Genomic DNA, 19868 nt, shown 5'->3' with positions numbered 1-19868 from the left:
GTGAGCTACACCGTCACCGACGGCTCGGGCAGCAACGTCACCTCGACCCTGACCATCAGCGTCACCCCGGTCGATGACAGCTTCACCGACATCAGCGAAAGCGTGACTACCAATGAAGACACCGCCGTCACCGGCAGTGTGTTGACCGGTACCTCGAGCGTTGACGGGCCGGTCAGCGTGGTTAACTTCACCATTGGTGAAACCACCTACGCCGCCGGCAGCGCGGCGACCATCGCCAACGTCGGCACCCTGGTCATCGGCGCCAACGGCGCCTATACCTTTACCCCGGACGCCAACTACAACGGCAGTGTGCCGACGGTCAGCTACACCGTCACCGACGGCTCGGGCAGCAATGTCACCTCGACCCTGACCATCAGCGTCACGCCGGTCGATGACAGCTTCACCGACCTCAGCGAAAGCGTGAGCACCAACGAAGACACCGCCCTCACCGGCAGCGTCCTCACCGGCACGAGCAGCGTCGACGGCCCGGTCAGCGTGGTGAATTTCACCATCGGTGAAACCACCTACGCCGCTGGCAGCACCGCAACCATCGCCAATGTCGGCACCCTGGTGATCGGCGCCAACGGGACTTACACCTTCACCCCGGCCGAAAATTACAACGGCACGGTGCCAACCGTGAGCTACACCGTCACCGACGGTTCCGGCAGCAATGTCACCTCGACCCTGACCATCAACGTCACGCCGGTCGATGACAGCTTCACCGACCTCAGTGAAAGCGTGACCACCGCCGAAGACACCGCCGTGACCGGCAGCGTCCTCAGTGGCACCTCGAGCGTTGACGGCCCGGTCAGCGTGGTCAATTTCACCATCGACGGTGTTGCTGGTACTTTCACCGCTGGCCAGACGGCGACCATCGCTAACGTCGGCACCCTGGTGATCGGTGCCAACGGCGCCTATACCTTCACCCCGGCCGCCAACTACAACGGCACGGTGCCGACTGTCACCTACACCGTCACCGACGGTTCGGGCAGCAATGTCACCTCGACCCTGACCATCAGCGTCACGCCGGTCGATGACAGCTTCACCGACCTCAGCGAAAGCGTGAGCACCGCCGAAGACACCGCCGTCACCGGCAGTGTGTTGACCGGCACGAGCAGCGTTGACGGCCCAGTCAGCGTGGTGAACTTCACCATCGGTGAAACCACCTACGCCGCCGGCAGCACGGCGACCATCACCAACGTCGGCACCCTGGTGATCGCTGCGAACGGGGCTTACACCTTCACCCCGGCCGCCAACTACAACGGCACGGTGCCGACCGTCACCTACACCGTCACCGACGGTTCGGGACCGAACGACACCTCGACCCTGACCATCAACGTCACGCCGGTCAACGACAACTTCGCCGATGCCAACGAAACCGTCTCGACCCTGGAAGACACTGCCCTCACCGGCAGCGTCCTCACCGGCACGAGCAGCGTCGATGGTCCGGTCAGCGTGGTTAACTTCACCGTCGACGGTGTTGCTGGCACTTTCACCGCCGGCCAAACCGCGACCATTGCCAACGTCGGTACCCTGGTGATCGGCGCCAACGGCACTTACACCTTCACGCCGGCCGCTAACTACAACGGCACGGTGCCGACGGTCAGCTACACCGTCACCGACGGTTCCGGCAGCAACGTCACCTCGACCCTGACCATCAACGTCACCCCGGTCGACGACAGCTTCACCGACCTCAGCGAAACCGTGACCACCAACGAAGACACCGCCGTCACCGGCAGCGTCCTCACCGGCACGAGCAGCGTCGATGGTCCGGTCAGCGTGGTTAACTTCACGGTTGGCGGCACCCAGTACCAAGCCGGTGAGACCGCAACCATCGCCAATGTCGGCAGCCTGGTGATCGGCGCCAACGGCGCCTACACCTTCACCCCGGCCGCTAACTACAACGGCAGCGTGCCGACGGTGAGCTACACCGTCACCGACGGTTCCGGCAGCAACGTCACCTCGACCCTGACCATCAGCGTCACCCCGGTCAACGACAGCTTCACCGACCTCAGCGAAAGCGTGACCACCAACGAAGACACCGCCGTCACCGGCAGCGTGTTGACCGGCACGAGCAGCGTTGACGGCCCAGTCAGCGTGGTGAATTTCACCATCGGTGAAACCACCTACGCCGCTGGCAGCACCGCAACCATCGCCAACGTCGGCACCCTGGTGATCGGCGCCAACGGCGCTTATACCTTCACCCCGGCCGAAAATTACAACGGCAGCGTGCCGACGGTCAGCTACACCGTCACCGACGGCTCGGGCAGCAACGTCACTTCGACCCTGAACATCAGCGTCACCCCGGTCGATGACAGTTTCACCGACCTCAGCGAAAGCGTGAGCACCGCCGAAGACACCGCCGTCACCGGCAGCGTCCTCACCGGTACTTCGAGCGTCGACGGTCCGGTCAGCGTGGTTAATTTCACCATCGACGGTGTTGCTGGCACTTTCACCGCCGGCCAGACCGCGACCATTGCCAATGTCGGCACCCTGGTGATCGGCGCCAACGGCGCCTATACCTTTACGCCGGCCGAAAATTACAACGGCAGCATGCCAACCGTCAGCTACACCGTCACCGACGGTTCCGGCAGCAACGTCACCTCGACCCTGACCATCAGCGTCACCCCGGTCGATGACAGCTTCAGCGACCTCAGCGAAAGCGTAACCACCGCCGAAGACACCGCCGTCACCGGCAGCGTCCTCACTGGCACCTCGAGCGTCGACGGGCCAGTCAGCGTGGTGAACTTCACCATCGGTGAAACCACCTACGCCGCCGGCAGCACGGCGACCATCGCCAACGTCGGCACCCTGGTCATCGGTGCCAACGGCGCCTATACCTTCACCCCGGCCGCCAACTACAACGGTAGCGTGCCAACCGTGAGCTACACCGTCACCGACGGCTCCGGCAGCAATGTCACCTCGACCCTGACCATCAGCGTCACCCCGGTCGATGACAGCTTCAGCGACCTCAGTGAAACCGTGACTACCAACGAAGACACCGCCGTCACCGGCAGTGTGTTGACCGGCACCTCGAGCGTTGACGGTCCGGTCAGCGTGGTTAACTTCACCGTCGACGGTGTTGCTGGCACTTTCACCGCCGGCCAGACCGCGACCATCACCAACGTCGGCACCCTGGTGATCGCTGCGAACGGGGCTTACACCTTCACCCCGGCCGCCAACTACAACGGCAGCGTGCCAACCGTGAGCTACACCGTCACCGACGGCTCCGGCAGCAATGTCACCTCGACCCTGACCATCAGCGTCACCCCGGTCGATGACCCGAGCGTTCTGATCGCAGATACCAAGACCGTCGATGAAGACCACGTTGCAATCGGCAATGTGCTTGGCAATGACATCGATGTCGATAACGCCCTGAGTGTCGCGACATTCGCCATACAAGGCGTCCCTGGCTCCTTTACTGCGGGTCAAGTCGCGACTATCAGCGGCGTAGGTACTGTGACTATCGCCACCAACGGCGATTACAGTTTCACCCCTGCCGCAAACTGGAACGGCACCGTTCCACAGATCAGCTACACAACCAATACCAATTCCACCAGCACGCTGGATATTACGGTCAACTCGGTCAACGACGCTCCGACCGTTAATTCCACCTCGGCCAGCGGTGATGAAGATCATGTGATCGCCGTGCAGCTCGGCGGAAATGACATTGACGGCAGCGTCAACCACTTCACCCTGACCAGCCTGCCGGCCAATGGCAGTTTTTACGCAGACGCGGCCGGGACCATTGCGTTGACCACCAGCAGCGTGATCGCCGCAACCGCTAATGGCGCAACGGTTTACTTCAAACCCACCGGCGACTGGAGTGGCACCACCAGCTTCACCTACAGTGCGACCGACAACGGGGGCATGCCTTCTGCTACTTCGGCGACCGGCACCATCGTCGTCGCGCCAGTGACCGATACCCCGAGCCTGTCACTGACCGGTGGCGGTATGGTTGCCTCAACCGACTTCCAGGAAGTCGCGGTGAACGGTTCGAATACCAACGTCGATGTCAGCAAGCTTGGCAACGGCGTCTGGCACACGGACAACCAAGGAGGTATGGTCGAAATCGGCAAGGCCAGCGTTTACGGTGCCGGCGGCAATAGCCAGGTCATCGAACTTGAGCGCAATGCCGGTGATGCGAGCAACCTCTACACCACTATCGATGCGAAGTCCGGCACCACCTATAACGTGTCGTTCGACTATGCACCGCGTGCCGGCGTAGATAATTCGCTTATCAACGTGTACTGGGGCGGCAAGCTCATTGGCACCCTGAACACCTCGACCACGGGCATGCAGCACTACAGCTTCGACGTTCCGGTCATTGCCGATGGCAACCAGAATCTCGAATTCCGCGCCGGGGACAGCAACAGCCTGGGCGGCGTGCTGGACAACATCAATGTCACTCAGGTGCTCAACTCTGGCCTTGAAGACAACGCGATCCTGTTGTCCACCATCCAGGCCCACACCAATGACGCCGACGGTTCGGAAACGCTCACTCTCACACTGAGTGGCTTGCCGGCGGGCTCCATACTCACCGATGGCAACCATACCTTCAATGCTGCCGACGGCTCGACGTCGGTGGACATTACGGGTTGGAACCTGTCCACGCTCAAGCTGACACCGCCGACGAACTTCAATGGCGACATTCCCCTGACCGTTACGGCCACCGCCAAAGACGGCGACGCCCCAAGTGCGAGCACCTCGCTGCCACTGGTGGTGCACGTTGCTGCCGTCGATGACGCAAGCGTGCTGCAGACGGACAAGATCACCGTCGAAGAAGATCACAACGCGATCGGCAACGTGCTGACCAACGACCACGATGTCGATAATGTCCTGAGCGTCGCAAGCTTCAGCGTGAACGGGGTCAACGGCAGTTTCACGGCGGGCCAGACCGCAACCATCACTGGTGTCGGTACGCTAATCATCGCCAGCAACGGCGACTACACCTTCAAGCCGGCTGCCGACTGGAATGGCAACGTTCCACAGGTGACGTACACCACCAATACTGGCTCAAGCAGTACGCTGAACATCAGCGTCACGCCGGTCAACGACAACGTTACCGACGCCAACGAAACCGTCTCGACCCTGGAAGATACCGCCTTGACCGGCAGTGTCCTCACCGGCACGAGCAGCGTTGACGGCCCGGTCAGCGTGGTTAACTTCACCATCGGTGAAACCACCTACGCCGCCGGCAGCACGGCGACCATCGCCAACGTCGGCACCCTGGTCATCGGCGCCAACGGCGCCTACACCTTTACCCCGGCCGCCAACTACAACGGCACGGTGCCAACCGTCACCTACACCGTCACCGACGGTTCCGGCACAGACGACACTTCGACCCTGAACATCAGCGTTACGCCGGTCAACGACAACTTCACCGACGCCAGCGAAACAGTCTCGACCCTGGAAGACACCGCCTTGACCGGCAGTGTGCTCACTGACACGAGTAGCGTTGACGGCCCGGTCAGCGTGGTCAACTTCACCATCGGTGCAACCACTTACACCGCCGGCAGCACGGCGACCATCGCCAATGTCGGCACCCTGGTGATCGCGGCGAACGGGGCTTACACCTTCACCCCGGCCGCCAACTACAACGGCACGGTGCCGACTGTCACCTACACCGTCACCGACGGTTCGGGACCGAACGACACCTCGACCCTGAACATCAGCGTCACGCCGGTCGATGACAGCTTCACCGACGTCAACGAAACGGTATCGACCTTGGAAGATACTGCCCTCACCGGCAGTGTCCTCACCGGCACGAGCAGCGTCGACGGGCCAGTCAGCGTGGTTAACTTCACCATCGGTGAAACCACCTACGCCGCTGGCACCACGGCGACCATCGCCAACGTCGGCACCCTGGTGATCGGCGCCAACGGCGCCTACACCTTCACCCCGGCCGCCAACTACAACGGCGCGGTGCCAACCGTCACCTACACCGTCACCGACGGTTCGGGACCGAACGACACCTCGACCCTGAACATCAGCGTCACGCCGGTCGACGACAGCTTCACCGACGCCAGCGAAACGGTCTCCACCCTGGAAGACACGGCCCTCACCGGCAGCGTCCTCAGCGGCACGAGCAGCGTCGACGGGCCGGTCAGCGTGGTCAACTTCACCATCGACGGTGTTACTGGCACTTTCATCGCCGGCCAGACCGCGACCATCGCCAACGTCGGCACCCTGGTGATCGGCGCCAACGGTGCCTACACCTTCACCCCGGCAGCCAACTACAACGGCACGGTGCCGACCGTCACCTACACCGTCACCGACGGTTCGGGACCGAACGACACCTCGACCCTGAATATCAGCGTCACGCCGGTCAACGACAACTTCGCCGACGCCAACGAAACCGTCTCGACCCTGGAAGACACTGCCCTCACCGGCAGCGTCCTCACCGGCACGAGCAGCGTCGACGGCCCGGTCAGCGTGGTCAACTTCACCATCGACGGTGTTACTGGCACTTTCATCGCCGGCCAGAGCGCGACCATCGCCAACGTCGGCAGCCTGGTAATCGCAGCAAACGGGGCTTACACCTTCACCCCGGCCGCCAACTACAACGGCGCGGTGCCAACCGTCACCTACACCGTAACCGACGGCTTGGGACCCAACGTCACCTCGACCCTGAACATCAGCGTCACGCCAGTCGATGACCCGAGTGTGCTGGCTGCTGACCTCGAAACCACCCTTGAGGACAAGATCGCCGCCGGTAACGTTCTGACCAATGACCGCGATGTGGACAACGTTCTCAGCGTGACCAAGTTCACTATTGGTGGCATCGAGTACACCGCGGGGGGCACTGCCACCATCGCAAACGTGGGCAGGCTGACTCTCGGTGCCAACGGTGACTACAGCTTTACCCCTGCCGACAATTGGAGTGGCAAGGTTCCGACTGTGACCTACACCACCAATACCGGTTCAAGCACCACGCTGGACATCAGTGTGACCGCGGTCGCGGATACACCGATCGTGACCGCCACCACGTCTCAGGTGGCCGAGAACAGCAGCATCGCGTTGGGCTTGAAGGTAACGTCAGTGGACACTGATGGCTCTGAAACCCAGACCATTACCTCGATCGGCGGCATCCCGGCAGGTGCGACCCTGACCGATGGCACGCACACCTTTACCGGCACAACCGGTAACGGCGTCGTCAACCTCAGCGGGTGGGATGTAAGCAAGTTGAGCTACACCCCGGCACCGTACGCCACCGGCACCAACACGCTGACCGTGACGGCAGTCTCGACCGAGAGCCAGGGTGATTCGGCCAGCAATACGACGCAAATTCCGATCACGATCAATCCAGCGGTCTATAACCCGATCACTGCCACCGCAGATAATGACAATGTCACCGGCACCGATGCCAATGACATCGTGGTAGCGGATATCGGTGGGCTGACGGTCGTACCGGGTCAGAACTACAATATCGCCTTCATGGTCGACAGCTCCGGCAGTATGAGTTCCTCGTCGATCAACTCGGCCAAGAACTCGCTGACGTCGGTGTTCAACACCCTCAAGCAAAGCCTGGGCAGCAACTCGGGTACAGTGAACATCTTCCTGGTGGACTTCGACACCCAGGTCAACAAGTCGGTATCGGTGAACCTCAAAGACCCGAATGCGCTGACTCAGTTGAAGGCGACTCTGGACTCGATGTCATCCGGCGGCGGCACCAACTACGAGGACGTGTTCAAAACCACGGCCAACTGGTTCCAGAGTGCGGACGTCGTGGCCAACACGGGGGCGAAGAACCTCACGTATTTCATTACTGACGGCAAGCCAACTTACTACCAAAGCGGCGAGTCGACCAACCCGACCCTGTATGGCAGCACAACACTCGATAGCCTGATCACCACCAGCAACTATCAGCCGGGCACAGCGATCAGCCTGTTCCCCGACAGCACGCACCAGATCGACATTACCGCCTCGGGCTATGTGACCGTCTGGACCAAGAGCAGCAACGGCAACAACGGCAATGGCAATGGCAATGGCAACGGAGGTAGCTGGTCATACAAGGACTTCGGGTATCTGCGTGCCCAGGGTGACGGAACCTACGAATTTTCGAGTCGTGACGGCGACGGCAGTAGCACCGACTGGGACACCACCAGCAACTCAACCGGCAGCTTTACGTTGCTGAGCAACCTGTCGAATGTCGAGGCCATTGGCCTCAACAGCGGAGTGAGCCTCAACGACCTGAAGCCGTACGACTCGAATCAATCGCCACAAACCAACATTGATCCGAAGGACCTGGCCAACTCGATCATCGGCCACACCGAAGCGACGATGCCGGGTCACGACACCGTCAGCGGTGGCGACGGCAACGACCTTCTGTTCGGCGATCTGGTGAGCTTCAACGGCATTGCCGGCGAGGGTTACCAGGCAATGCAAGCCTTCGTGGCGCAGCAATCCGGTGTGGACGTCAGCAACGTCACCACCAGCAATGTGCACCAGTACATCACCGAGCATTACAACGCGTTCGATGTGTCCGGTGCCCATGACGGCAACGACACCCTGCTGGGCGGGGCGGGCAATGACATCCTGTTCGGTTCGGGCGGTAGCGACACCCTCGACGGAGGCAAGGGCAATGACATCCTGCTCGGAGGTACCGGCAACGACACGCTGATGGGCGGACAGGGCAACGACATCCTGATCGGTGGTTCCGGTGGTGACACCTTCGTCTGGAAAGCGGGCGACACCGGCAACGACGTGATCAAGGACTTCAAGGCCAGCGAAGGTGACCGGATCGACCTGCGCGATCTGTTGCAGGGTGAAACCGGCAGCACCATCGACAACTTCCTGAAGATCTCCACGGTCGATGGCGTGTCGTCGCTGCAAGTCAGCACAACCGGCCAGTTCAACTCGGGCAATGCGGCCGCCGCCACACCGGACGTGACGATCAAACTGGAAGGCAACAACTGGTCGAGCGCCAACCTGCACAACCTGATTGCCGGTAGCGACCCGACCATCAAGATCGATCACAACAACAGCTGATGCACGAAAACGGCCGTCCTTAGGGGGCGGCCGTCATGTTTGCGTCCACTGCCCGGTGACGATTTCGTCGCCGCGCCACATACTGGCGCGCAGTTGACCTATGCTGCTGACAGCACGACGCTGGTTCAATTCTGAGGGATGCTCAATGTTTTACGTGCAACGCGATGCGCAGGGCCTGTTGGTACGCGTGGAACCCGCCGCCTACGCCGAGGCCACGGAAACGCTGGCGGCCGACAATCATGAAATCCTGGCCTGGTTTGCCAACGCGGCTGTGGAAAACAGCCTCAAACAGCTCAAGCAGAGCGACTTTGAAATGATTCGGGTACTCGATGACCTGATTCAGGTGCTGACCCAAAAAGGCGTGATCCGTGTCACCGACCTGCCACCGGCGGCCCAGGCCAAACTGATGGACCGGACCCAGGCGCGTGAGGCGTTGGGTGGGTTGAGTCAGTTGATCGATGAGAATGAAAGCGGGTTGATCTGATCATCGATCTTCAGTGACTGTTCCAGCCGTCGTCGCGGGCTTGCCCGCGATGAAGGCGTCACTGACAACCCGACGCCAAGAGTTACTTCCAGGGCTTGGGCTCGCCGAACAGCTGGCCCTGCACACCATATAGCCCCATCTCGCGAATCACCGACAATTCCCCTTCTGTCTCGACCCGCTCGGCAATCAGGGGCAAGTCAATGCTGTGCGCCGCTCGCTGGATCGCCTCGATGAACAGGCGTTTGTCACTCTCCAGATCAATCGACCGAATGTAGCTGCCATCGATTTTCAGGTACGCCAGACCCAGCCGGGCCAGGTTGCCGATCATGCTGAAGCGGCCACCGAAACGTTGCAGGCTCAGGGAGAACCCCAGTTCGCGCAGACGCCGGGTCAGTTGCTCCAGCACTGCCTGATCAGGCAGTTGCTCTTCGCCAATTTCCAGGGTCAGACGCGGGCCGAGGTTGGAATGCGAGCGCAGTATCTCGAGGATTTTGTTTTGCGCCTGCGGATCGGCCAGGGTAGCCGACGACAGGTTCAGCGCCAGCGATTCCTCATGCCCGCTCATTTGCTCCAATACCCGCTCGAGCATCAGCCGATCCAGACGTGCAGTCCAGCCGAAGCGCTCCAGCCAAGGCAGAAAACGCCCGGCGGGGATGGTCTGGCCGTGTTCGTCGAGCAGCCGCGACAACACTTTGTAGTGCAACACCAGTTGCGTGTCCTGGGCGGCCACTACCGGTTGGAAATACAGCTCGAAACGTTGCTGTGTCAGCGCCTGGTCGAGCATGAGGTGCCAGGCGTGGTGATCGTCGCCGACACTGGCCGCAAGGCTGTGTTCGATACAGGCCCAGTTTTGCTCGCCCTGGCCTTCGGCCTGGGCCAGTGCCTGATCGCCGAGGCTAAGCACGGCTTGCGGCGAGTCGCCGTGAGCAAAAGGCGCCAGGCCGATAGAGGCTACGGCAGCCACATCGGTGGCGCCGGTAGCGTGAAGACTGGCCAAGGCGCTGTCGAGGTTCTGTGCCAATTGCAGCGCTTCTGTGCGCACCAGTCCCGGTGCCAGTACGGCAAATTCGCCACCACGGATACGGGTGACCAGGTTTTGGGTTTCCGGGTATTTGGCGCACTCGCGGGACAATTGCTCGCCGACGGCCTTGAGCACTTCATCGGTGCGCTGACCACCAAGGCGCTGGTTGAGACCGGCCAGATCCTTGACCCGCAACAACAGCAGGTAACCGGAACTGGCCTGCTCCGGGTTGCTTACCCGCGCATTCAATTGCATCTCGAAATAACGCCGGTTGGCCAACCCGGTCAACGAGTCCTGATAGGACTCGACCCGAAGTTTTTCACTGCGTTCGGCCTGCTCCTGGAAGAGTGCCTTGAGCTTCTCGACCATCTGGTTCATGGCCTGCACTACCCGGCGAAGTTCGGGGGTGCGCGGCAGTTCTGGCAGACTGAGGAATTCCCGCCGGGCGATGGCGTGGGATTGCTTGACCATGTAATCCAGCGGTTTCAATTGCTGACGCAGCAACAATGCGCCAAGTACCGCACTGACCGCGCCACATAGCAGCAACCAGCCCAGGCTGCCCAAAGCGCTTTGCCATAACTTGGCCAGCGCGAACATTGGGTGGCTGACCACCTCGACCCGGGCAGCCTGCTCCCAGCCACGGCTGACGATCGCATCACCACCGGCGGGCTCCAGGCCGATCAGTTTGACGAACCAGTCCGGAACATTGTTGATCGCCGGAATGCCCGTGCGCTCGACCAGGGGCTGATTGGTTTTCACATCGACCACGCGGATGCTCGCGTAGTAACCGCTGTCGAAAATCGAGCTGACCAGCAACTCGACCATCGCCGGGTCGTCGATGTTCGGTGTCAGGGACAGCGCCAGCGCCGTCGCGGCGTCCTGGGCATGGGAGCGCAACTGGTTGACGTACTGAGTACGCGAGCTCTCCAGGCTGACCATGAAACTACCGGTGAAGGCGACCACCAGGAACAGACAGATAGCAATCAACAGCTGTTTGAACAAAGACATCTGAGCACGTGCTCCTAGTTAGTCGTCTCGACCGGGAATCCTTCGGCCTGCATTTTTTTCAACACATCCTGCCAACGCGAAAGGCGTTTGGTATCGCCGACCTTTTTATTGCCCTTGGCACCCGGCAACCACATCCCTTCCGCATTGAAAGAGTAGACCGGCAGCAAATCCTTTCGCTGGCTGGCCGGCTTGATTGCATCAATCAGGCTGTCGAGCACCAGGGGCTCGGCCTCCGGACTCGAGTAGTAGGTCAGCACCATGTGCGCACGGTTCTGGGTCAGTGCCTTGACATAGGTGATACGCAGCTTTTCACTGGCTACACCGAGGTGTCGCAGGCTGAAGTACTTGGCAATAGCGTAGTCTTCACAGTCGCCGGCGCCTTTCCAGAGGGCTTCGATCGGGGTTTCCCAGTAGTCGACTTCATGCCACAGATCCATGTCTTCGACGTATCGCAGCTGTTTGTTGAAGAAGCGATTGACCACATTGAGTTGTTCCAGCTCGCCGATCTGCTTCTGGCTGGTCAACAAGTATTGCCAATCATTAATGCGCTGCTGACCTTCTCCCAAAGGTCCGTACAATGCCTGCGCTCGCCGGCTGATCAGGGAAAAATCCCAATCGGCGCTCAAGCTGCCCAGCATCACGCCAGTCAGCAGCAATGCGCTGCACAGCCAGCGTAAAACCCGGGGGATCGTTAAACTTGCCACCAATGCGAGGCATCCTGGATAGGCAGGAGGGAGTCGTTCGAATGGTGAAGGTTAGCCCGGGAAAAGACAATGGCACTGTGAGATCACTGGCGGCGCGCTAAACTGGAAGAAAGGCACTCCAGAGCTTGTTTGACAAGCAGTCAGCCAGTCACTAGTGTCATTTGGATCCAAAAATATTCCATCAATCAGGGTGCGTTTAGTGACACAAAAGCCCAACCCTCTCAGCAGTATCAAGGTCAACGGGCCGATTCCTGCACACATGGCACGCTCGGTGATCGAAGAAACCCTGCGCGCGGCCATACTCGACGGGCGCATTCCTTGCGGTGCGGCCTTGCGACAGCAAGACCTCGCCGACCTGTTCGGCGTCAGCCGCATGCCTGTACGCGAAGCCTTGCGCCAACTCGAAGCACAATCGTTGCTCAATGTGGTTGCCCATAAGGGCGCCGTGGTCGCGCCGCTGGTACAGGGCGATGCCGTGGAAACCTATGCGCTGCGCATCCTGCTGGAATCCGAAGCCCTGCGTCTCTCGGTACCACTGCTCCAGGACGAAGATCTCGAACAGGCTGCCCGCTACATCGATGCACTGGAAACGGAAAGCGACTACACCGAAATCGGTCGGCTCAATCGCCTGTTCCACATGACGCTTTACACCCGGGCGCCGAATCGCCGGCTGTTGAAACTGGTCGAAGACGGCCTGAACGAAGAAGAACGGTTCCTGCGTTTCAACCTGGAAGCCATGGGCCTGGGCAAACTCTCCCAGGATGACCACAAGGCACTGTTGCAGGCAGCCGAAGCCCGGGACGTCGAACACTCCGTGCAGCTGCTCGAGCATCACCTGAACCGAGCGGTCGAGGTCATTACGCGCTACCTCAACAGCCCTGAAGTCCAAGCCAGGAACAGGTCGAAGTAGCCCGCGGCGGCAAGCCCGGGGAATGTACCGAAGGGTTTTCCTCGCTTGCCGCGCATTCCCCCCCAAATGCTCCGCGAATGATTTGATTACAAATCCCCCGCCCCCATACCACACCACCCTTGCGGCGCCATACCGCGCCCCAACGCCCCGCCGCCTTAAAACCCGACCATTGCAACGTTTGCGTGATGCCTCAGTAATGGCGGCCACCTCGATTTACGCCCACTCTGGATAACCAGGACAAAAAACGGGTGACGCTCCGTGCGAATGGAGCAGTCTCTGCCCCCAGAAGCGAAGGAAGGAGCCTCATCACGGGAACGGAAGGATCGGTATCACTCGCGACCCACTTCCACCCCCTCAGACACCCACAACGACGCCCGTAAAAAGTTACTTCGAGTGAGGCATTCACTCTTTATTTAATTCTGACTTACATAAGCCGGAAGGAGTAACTACGCCAAAATAAAACCAATATAAGAAGTTTTATTGGAACTTTTCATCTTCGAAAAAGTTGAATATTGAAATAACAACAAAACAACTTGATCAAGACTTTATATGTGTATTAGTTTTTCTTCTCCGCCAGCCACAAACGGCAGTAACGCCTCAGCTACTCGGCATCAATAGCACTGAAAAAGATCAATACGTTTGAGGTACCCGTTCGCCAGGAGAAAACTTCCAGCGAACTTCAGTGCTTGATTACTTCTCACCCCGGATCATTTACAGGCTCATCCATGAAACCAACTAAAGAACGTCTGCTTCAAAAAAAATCAGAACTTAGCGAGCACCCGATCTTCTCTGAAATACATTCGCTGCCGGTCCTGCGACGCTTCATGGAAACCCACGTGTTTGCCGTATGGGACTTCATGTCGCTGACCAAGCGTCTGCAACAGGAATTGACCTGCGTGCGACTGCCCTGGCTGCCACCGCAGGATCCCCAGGCCGCGCGGTTGATCAACGAGATCGTACTGGGTGAGGAGTCGGATGATCGTCCGGCCCGGGGTCATTACAGCCACTTCGAGTTGTACCTGGATGCAATGCGCGAGGTCGGCGCCTGTACCGTTGCCATCGAACGCTTCGTGGCCCTGCAGCAAGAGGGTGTGAGCTACGACGTGGCATTGCAGAGCATCAAGGTCGATCCGGCGGCCGCGGATTTCGTTCGCCATACGCTACACACCGCACTGCATGCACCGGGTCACAGTGTGGCGGCGGCGTTTCTGCACGGTCGCGAGAGCGTTATCCCGCAGATGTTCCAGCGCATCCTCGACGATTGGGGCATCGGTATCGAACAGGCACCGACTTTCCGGTACTACCTCGAACGGCACATTGAGGTCGATTCCGAGGACCACGGCCCGGCAGCGGAAAAGCTCCTGTCGCGACTGGTCGATAGCGACCCGCAACGGCAGGAAGATGTATACGCCAGCGCCATCGCAGCCGTGGAAAGTCGTATCGCCCTGTGGGACGGGTTGCGCCTGAGCATGAACGCATCCGTCACGGAGGTGAGCGCATGAACGCCGCAGACTACCAATCCTTCGCTGATGCCTGGGAGAGCCGCGCGACCATCCGCACCCGCCCGCGCCGTGTGCTGGAAAACGACGACAAACTGATCTACCCGTTGAGCCGCCAACCGCTGGTGCTGAGCGAAACCTTTGTGCGCCAATGCCCGGAACAGCGCGACTTCGCCCTGGTGCAGACCCTCTACAAGTTCATCAACGATGTGGTGATCTTCGAAACCGAGATCGTCGACAAAACCGCCCGCAGCATCGCCAAGAATCGCTTCGCGGTCGAGTTCCCGTTCGCCTGCCGCTACGACGCCATGACTGTCGTGGTGGACGAGGATTATCACGCACTGGTGGCGATGGATTTCATGCAACAGACCATCGCGTTGACCGGCATCACCCCCATTGAATTGCCGGATGAAATCGAACTGAGCCGAGCAATACCGGCGGCCGTGGCGCTCGCACCGGAGCACCTGCGTAGCGCTGTAGAACTGATCTGCGTGGCCATCGCCGAAAACACGGTGACCGGTGATGTCGCCGCATTTGCCAAGGACGACACGGTCAAGCAATCGATCAAGGGCCTGATGGCCGATCACTTGCTGGACGAGGGGCGTCACTCCGGTTTTTGGGCGCGGCTGGTACGCATCTACTGGCATGCCGCAAGTGCAGACGACCGCCAGTGCATCGCCCAGATCTTGCCGGTGTTCATTGCTCATTACCTGACCAACGACATCCAGAAATCCTTCGACTTCTGCCTGATCGACGCACTGCAGATCAACGACTCGGCGCGCCACGCCCTCAGGAACGAAGTATCGGCACTGGCCTTCCCGATAAGTCGCCATCACCCGCTGGTGGCCAACATTGTGCGGTTTTTCCACAGCAGTTCGTTGCTCGATTCGCCGTGCGTACAAACCGCCCTCAGCGACTACCTGGTTTGACGAGGAGCCCATCATGAGACGTCTCGACATCTTGCTCATTGGACAAAGCCAGGCACTGACCGAGCTGGCATTGGAACTCGAACAACACGGTCACTCACTGACGCGGATGTTCGCACTCGACGAAATGTCGGGGCCTGCGGATCTACTGATCGTCGATGGCACGTCACCTCCGTTCACCAGTCAGGCGCAACGACTGACATTGCAATTGGGCCTTGGCCTGCCGCAGGCGTCCGGCCTGCCTTCGCTGGACCTGTTGTGCTGCAATGGTTCAACGCTGCTGACCCGTGTACCCATCGCCGATGAACCGTCGGGTAACGGCCAGGCGTTGAGTAGGCAGGCCATGACAGCACTGGTTGACCACGTGGCGCTGCTGGTCAGTCGCTACTCGCGCGATGCCGACTATTTTCGGCTCGCCGAACCCGCCGAACCTGTTCGCTTCGAGCGCATCGAGAGTTTGCGGTTCCTTGATAGCCTCGCGTTCGTGCATCGCCTCAATACCACCGCCGACCCACGACTGCAGCAACTTGCGCAAACGCCGATGATCGAAAGGCTGGAGCAACAGTGCATCCAGAATGCTGACCGTCCGGCCTTGAGCATCGATGGCACCACCCTCGACTATCGCCAGTTGCACGCCCACAGCCGCGCCATCCAGCAACGCCTGCGACCGCTGCTGGAGCAGCATCAAGGCCCGATAGTCATCGGGATCTGCCTGCCCAAATGCAGCGCGCTGTATGCGGGAATCCTGGCGATCCTGGGCAGCGGCGCGGTGTACTTGCCGCTGGAGCCGAGCCATCCGTTGCAACGTCAGCAGTACATCCTGTCGAATGCCGGGGCGGTGTTGTTGCTGCATGACGGCGAGCACCCCCTGGCGAACGAGATGCCAGGGCTGAACATCAGCAGCATCGACGCCCATGCAGCAGATCTCTCTCAACCGTTGATGCGCCAACGCCCCGACCTCGATACGCCATGCATGGCCCTCTACACCTCGGGCACCACCGGCCATCCGAAGGGCGTGCTGCTCAGCCAGGCCAACCTCGCGCACTTCACCCACTGGTACGCCGACTATGTTCAGCTGACCAGCCAGAGCCGGGTGCTGCAGTTTTCTTCGTTGAGTTTCGACTCATCGCTGATCGACATCTTCCCCACCCTGTTGCAAGGCGCCGAGCTGATCGTGCCCGACGAGGACCAACGCCGCGATCCCCTGCAACTGGTGGAACTGATCCGTCATCGGCAACTGAGCCACGCCTTTTTGCCGCCGGCCTTGTTGAGCATCCTGCCGCTGGAGCAATTGCAGCGCCTGGACCATGTGATGACCGGCGGCGATGTCTGCGAACCGTGGGTCATCGAGCAACTGAGCCGTCAGGGCAAGCTCTACAACCTCTACGGGCCCACCGAGGCCACGGTGCTGATTACCGCGCGCAAACTCCAGCCAGGCGACCACAACCGGTCGCTGGGCGCTCCAATCGCCAATAGCCAGGTGTTGATTCTCGATGACGATTTTCAACCGGTGGCCGAACAGACCGTCGGCGAGTTGTACATCGCCGGCCCGGGCGTGTGCCTGGGATACCTGAACAACCCGCAGCAAACCGCTGAGCGTTATCTGGACCTGAACTTGCCTGATGGCCGGCCCCTGCGCGTCTATCGCACCGGGGACATGGCGAAGTGGACGGCTGAAGGGATCGAGCTGTGCGGTCGGCGTGATAATCAGGTGAAGATTCGCGGCTTCCGGGTCGAGCCGGAAGAGATTGAGCGCTGCCTGCGCGACAGCCAGTTGTACCGCCAGGTTGCCGTGGTCATCGATAGCCAGCGGCGGATTCTGGCTTTCCTTGCCCAGCCCCGAGAGAACCTTCCCGGCAGCGCTCGCCAGGCGTTGAGGGCCCACGCGACACAGCACCTGCCGGACTACATGCACCCTGTTGCATGGACCGAGCTGGCAAGCATGCCTTACGCCAGCAATGGCAAGGTCGACCGCAAGGCGTTGCTGGATCTGCCGGTGAGCGTCACCGAGAACCCTTCACGGCGCCTGCCCGTCAACGCCGATGAGGCCCTGCTGCTGGAAATCTGGGCGCAGTTGCTGGAGCTGCCGGCGAGCGACATTTCCACCGACGAAAGCTTCTTCAATCTGGGCGGGCACTCGATCCTGCTGTCGCGCATGCTCCTGCGACTGCGCGAGGAGTTCGGGCGCAGCATCTCGATCAACCGATTCATCGAAATGCCCACCCTCGAGAAACTGGCGACACTGGTACGCGGCTTCGGCAGCGAAGAAGTGCTGAGCGAACAGGCCATGCGCGATGCCTTCCGCGAACTGGATATTCAGCCAATGCCCGTCAGCCGCATGGGCGATGTGCACAAGGTGATCGTCACCGGTGCCAACAGTTTTGTCGGTGTACACATCGTCGAGGCATTGCTGGCCTGGGGCGCCAGTGAAGTCGCCTGCCTGGTTCGCGACGGCAACGGGCAATCGGCGAACGAGCGCTTTGCCCAGGCGTTACGGGAGAACCGTCTGGAGCATCTGGATATGAGCCGGGTGCGGGTTTACACGGCAGACGTCACACGGCCGGAACTCGGTTTGGCGCCCGAGGTTTACCAGCGGCTGGATCAGGAGTTTGGCGCTCTGGTGCACAACGCGGCCAACGTCAATCACGTCCTCGATTACGAGTCGCTCGCCCGGGACAACGTCGAGCCGATTTTCGAATGTTTGCGCCTGTGCGAAGGACGCAGCAAAAAAGTCTTCAACTTCGTCTCGACGCTCTCGGCCTCCAGCACGATATCCGACGATGGCCGAGTGCTCGAGTTGCCGGCCGCACTCACACCACCGATCTACATCAAGAACGGCTACAACCTGTCCAAATGGGTCGGCGAGCGAATCCTCGAACGGGCACGGGAGCTTGGTGTGCGGGTCAATCTCTACCGTCCCGGCAACATTAGCTTCAACAGCCTCACGGGCGTGTGTCAGCCGCACAAGAATCGCCTGATGCTGATGCTCAAGGGCTCGATCCAGCTTGGCCAAGTACCGGAGTTCGCCTTGAATTTCGACTTGATGCCAGTGGACTTTCTCGCCCGATTCATCGCCTTCCACGCCAGTCGTTATCAACCGGAACAAGCGGTATTCAACCTGCACAACCCCGAGCCCTTGAGCTGGGACAACTACGTGGCGTCCTTCCGCGAGGCAGGCCGCGAATTCACGATGGTCAGCGTCGCCGACTGGCAGCAGCAACTGGGTCGGGTCGACAGCGACAACGCGTTGTTCGGCGTGCTGGGGTTCTACCTCAACGGTTTCGAGGAGGACATCGGCGATATCTCGATGATCGGCCACGACAACGCCCAGGCCGGTGTTCGGCTAATGGGCGCGCACTACCCGCAAAAGTCCCCGGCGCTGCTGCGTCGCGGCTGCGATTACCTCAAAGAAATCAATTTCATCTGACGCAACCAAACGGAGCAAAACCATGAGTATTCTGCAACCCGACACCCTGATCAAAAACCCTCAAGGCTGCCACGTGGTGTCCTCGGTGGACGTGCCCGCCGATGCCACTCGGGTATGGGCCGTAGTCGGTAACTTTGCCGGCTTCGATCGCTTCATCCCGGCACTGTCGCATATAGAGATGACCGGCGAAGGCGTGTCATCGTTGCGCAAAAAGTTTTTCAAGGACGGCAACCTGGTGGTCGAGCAGCTCAACTCCCGGGACGACCAGGCACGGCACATGACCTGGACCACTATCTACAACACCCTGGGTGTGGCCAATCTGTGGGCCGCGATGAGCGTTGAACCACTGGATGCGGGCAAGTCCAGAGCCACCTGGACCATCATCGCCGAACCGGCGCAGGGCGCCGCCGAGGCACTGCCGGGCTTCAAGGACTTCGTACAGGGTTTTGCCGATGATGCGATGAACAATGTGCTGAAGCTGTTTGCGTAAGACGTGAAAAAGCCCGTTGTGGAGAGGCTCCACAACGGGCTTTTCAGTACCCCTGAAACGACAAAACCCCTGTCTGCGTTAGCAGACAGGGGTTTCGGAATTCAATCTTGACGATGACCTACTCTCACATGGGGAAACCCCACACTACCATCGGCGATGCATCGTTTCACTTCTGAGTTCGGGATGGGATCAGGTGGTTCCAACGCTCTATGGTCGTCAAGAAATTCTGTAACCAGCCCGTTAGAACTTTAACGTGCCAGTGAAAACTGGTGACTTCTACTAAAACAAAACCCCTACCTGCATACGCAGATAGGGGTTTCGGAATTTAATCTTGACGATGACCTACTCTCACATGGGGAAACCCCACACTACCATCGGCGATGCATCGTTTCACTGCTGAGTTCGGGA

Annotated in this window: 9 protein-coding genes and 1 rRNA gene; 7 read left to right on the top strand and 3 right to left on the bottom strand. The window is 60.1% G+C overall.

The window, feature by feature from the left end:
- Together KGB20_RS22720 and KGB20_RS22715 are read left to right on the top strand one after the other, a co-directional pair.
- The coding region (locus KGB20_RS22720) for a tandem-95 repeat protein (RefSeq protein ID WP_223533010.1) at positions 1-8991 on the top strand (8991 nt) is incomplete at its 5' end.
- A 145-nt stretch (positions 8992-9136) separates the two neighbouring features.
- Positions 9137-9475 carry a tryptophan synthase subunit beta gene (locus KGB20_RS22715; RefSeq protein WP_150815185.1) on the top strand — a complete coding sequence of 113 codons (339 nt, stop codon included), beginning with the start codon at positions 9137-9139 and terminating at the stop codon, positions 9473-9475.
- Between the two features lie 82 nt (positions 9476-9557).
- Here the strand turns inward: KGB20_RS22715 and lapD are convergent, their stop codons facing one another.
- Positions 9558-11504, bottom strand: coding sequence for a cyclic di-GMP receptor LapD (gene lapD / locus KGB20_RS22710; RefSeq protein WP_154862439.1), 1947 nt, complete (start codon positions 11502-11504; stop codon positions 9558-9560).
- Between the two features lie 14 nt (positions 11505-11518).
- Positions 11519-12211 (bottom strand): cysteine protease LapG, encoded by a 693-nt coding sequence (lapG, locus tag KGB20_RS22705; protein WP_057712560.1) that lies wholly within the window; start codon positions 12209-12211, stop codon positions 11519-11521.
- Between the two features lie 196 nt (positions 12212-12407).
- On the opposite strand from lapG, the gene KGB20_RS22700 reads away from it, so the two are divergent.
- The 5 genes from KGB20_RS22700 (at position 12408) to KGB20_RS22680 (ending at position 19460) form a co-directional block, all read left to right on the top strand.
- A complete protein-coding gene (locus KGB20_RS22700; protein WP_154910995.1) occupies positions 12408-13118 on the top strand; it encodes a GntR family transcriptional regulator in 711 nt (236 codons plus the stop codon).
- Positions 13119-13843: 725 nt separating this feature from the next.
- Complete coding sequence (locus KGB20_RS22695) at positions 13844-14620, top strand: DUF3050 domain-containing protein (protein ID WP_150815189.1); 777 nt, start codon at positions 13844-13846, stop codon at positions 14618-14620.
- The gene (locus KGB20_RS22690; protein ID WP_154910996.1) at positions 14617-15546 is read left to right on the top strand and encodes a diiron oxygenase; all 930 of its coding nucleotides are present in this window, start codon (positions 14617-14619) and stop codon (positions 15544-15546) included. The genes KGB20_RS22695 and KGB20_RS22690 overlap by 4 nt, the downstream gene beginning before the upstream one ends.
- Before the next feature lie 13 nt (positions 15547-15559).
- Complete coding sequence (locus tag KGB20_RS22685) at positions 15560-18970, top strand: non-ribosomal peptide synthetase (protein ID WP_154910997.1); 3411 nt, start codon at positions 15560-15562, stop codon at positions 18968-18970.
- 22 nt (positions 18971-18992) lie between these two features.
- Positions 18993-19460, top strand: a complete 468-nt coding sequence (locus tag KGB20_RS22680; RefSeq protein ID WP_102672825.1) for an SRPBCC family protein — start codon at positions 18993-18995, stop codon at positions 19458-19460.
- Between the two features lie 105 nt (positions 19461-19565).
- Here the strand turns inward: KGB20_RS22680 and rrf are convergent.
- A 5S ribosomal RNA gene (gene rrf / locus KGB20_RS22675) occupies positions 19566-19681 on the bottom strand.
- Positions 19682-19868 lie beyond the last annotated feature (187 nt).

The sequence above is a fragment of the Pseudomonas sp. BF-R-30 genome, from assembly GCF_019956175.1.
GTDB lineage: Bacteria > Pseudomonadota > Gammaproteobacteria > Pseudomonadales > Pseudomonadaceae > Aquipseudomonas > Aquipseudomonas jessenii.
Note: the sequence above shows the minus strand (reverse complement) of the source record. Positions and strands in the feature narration are given on the sequence as shown.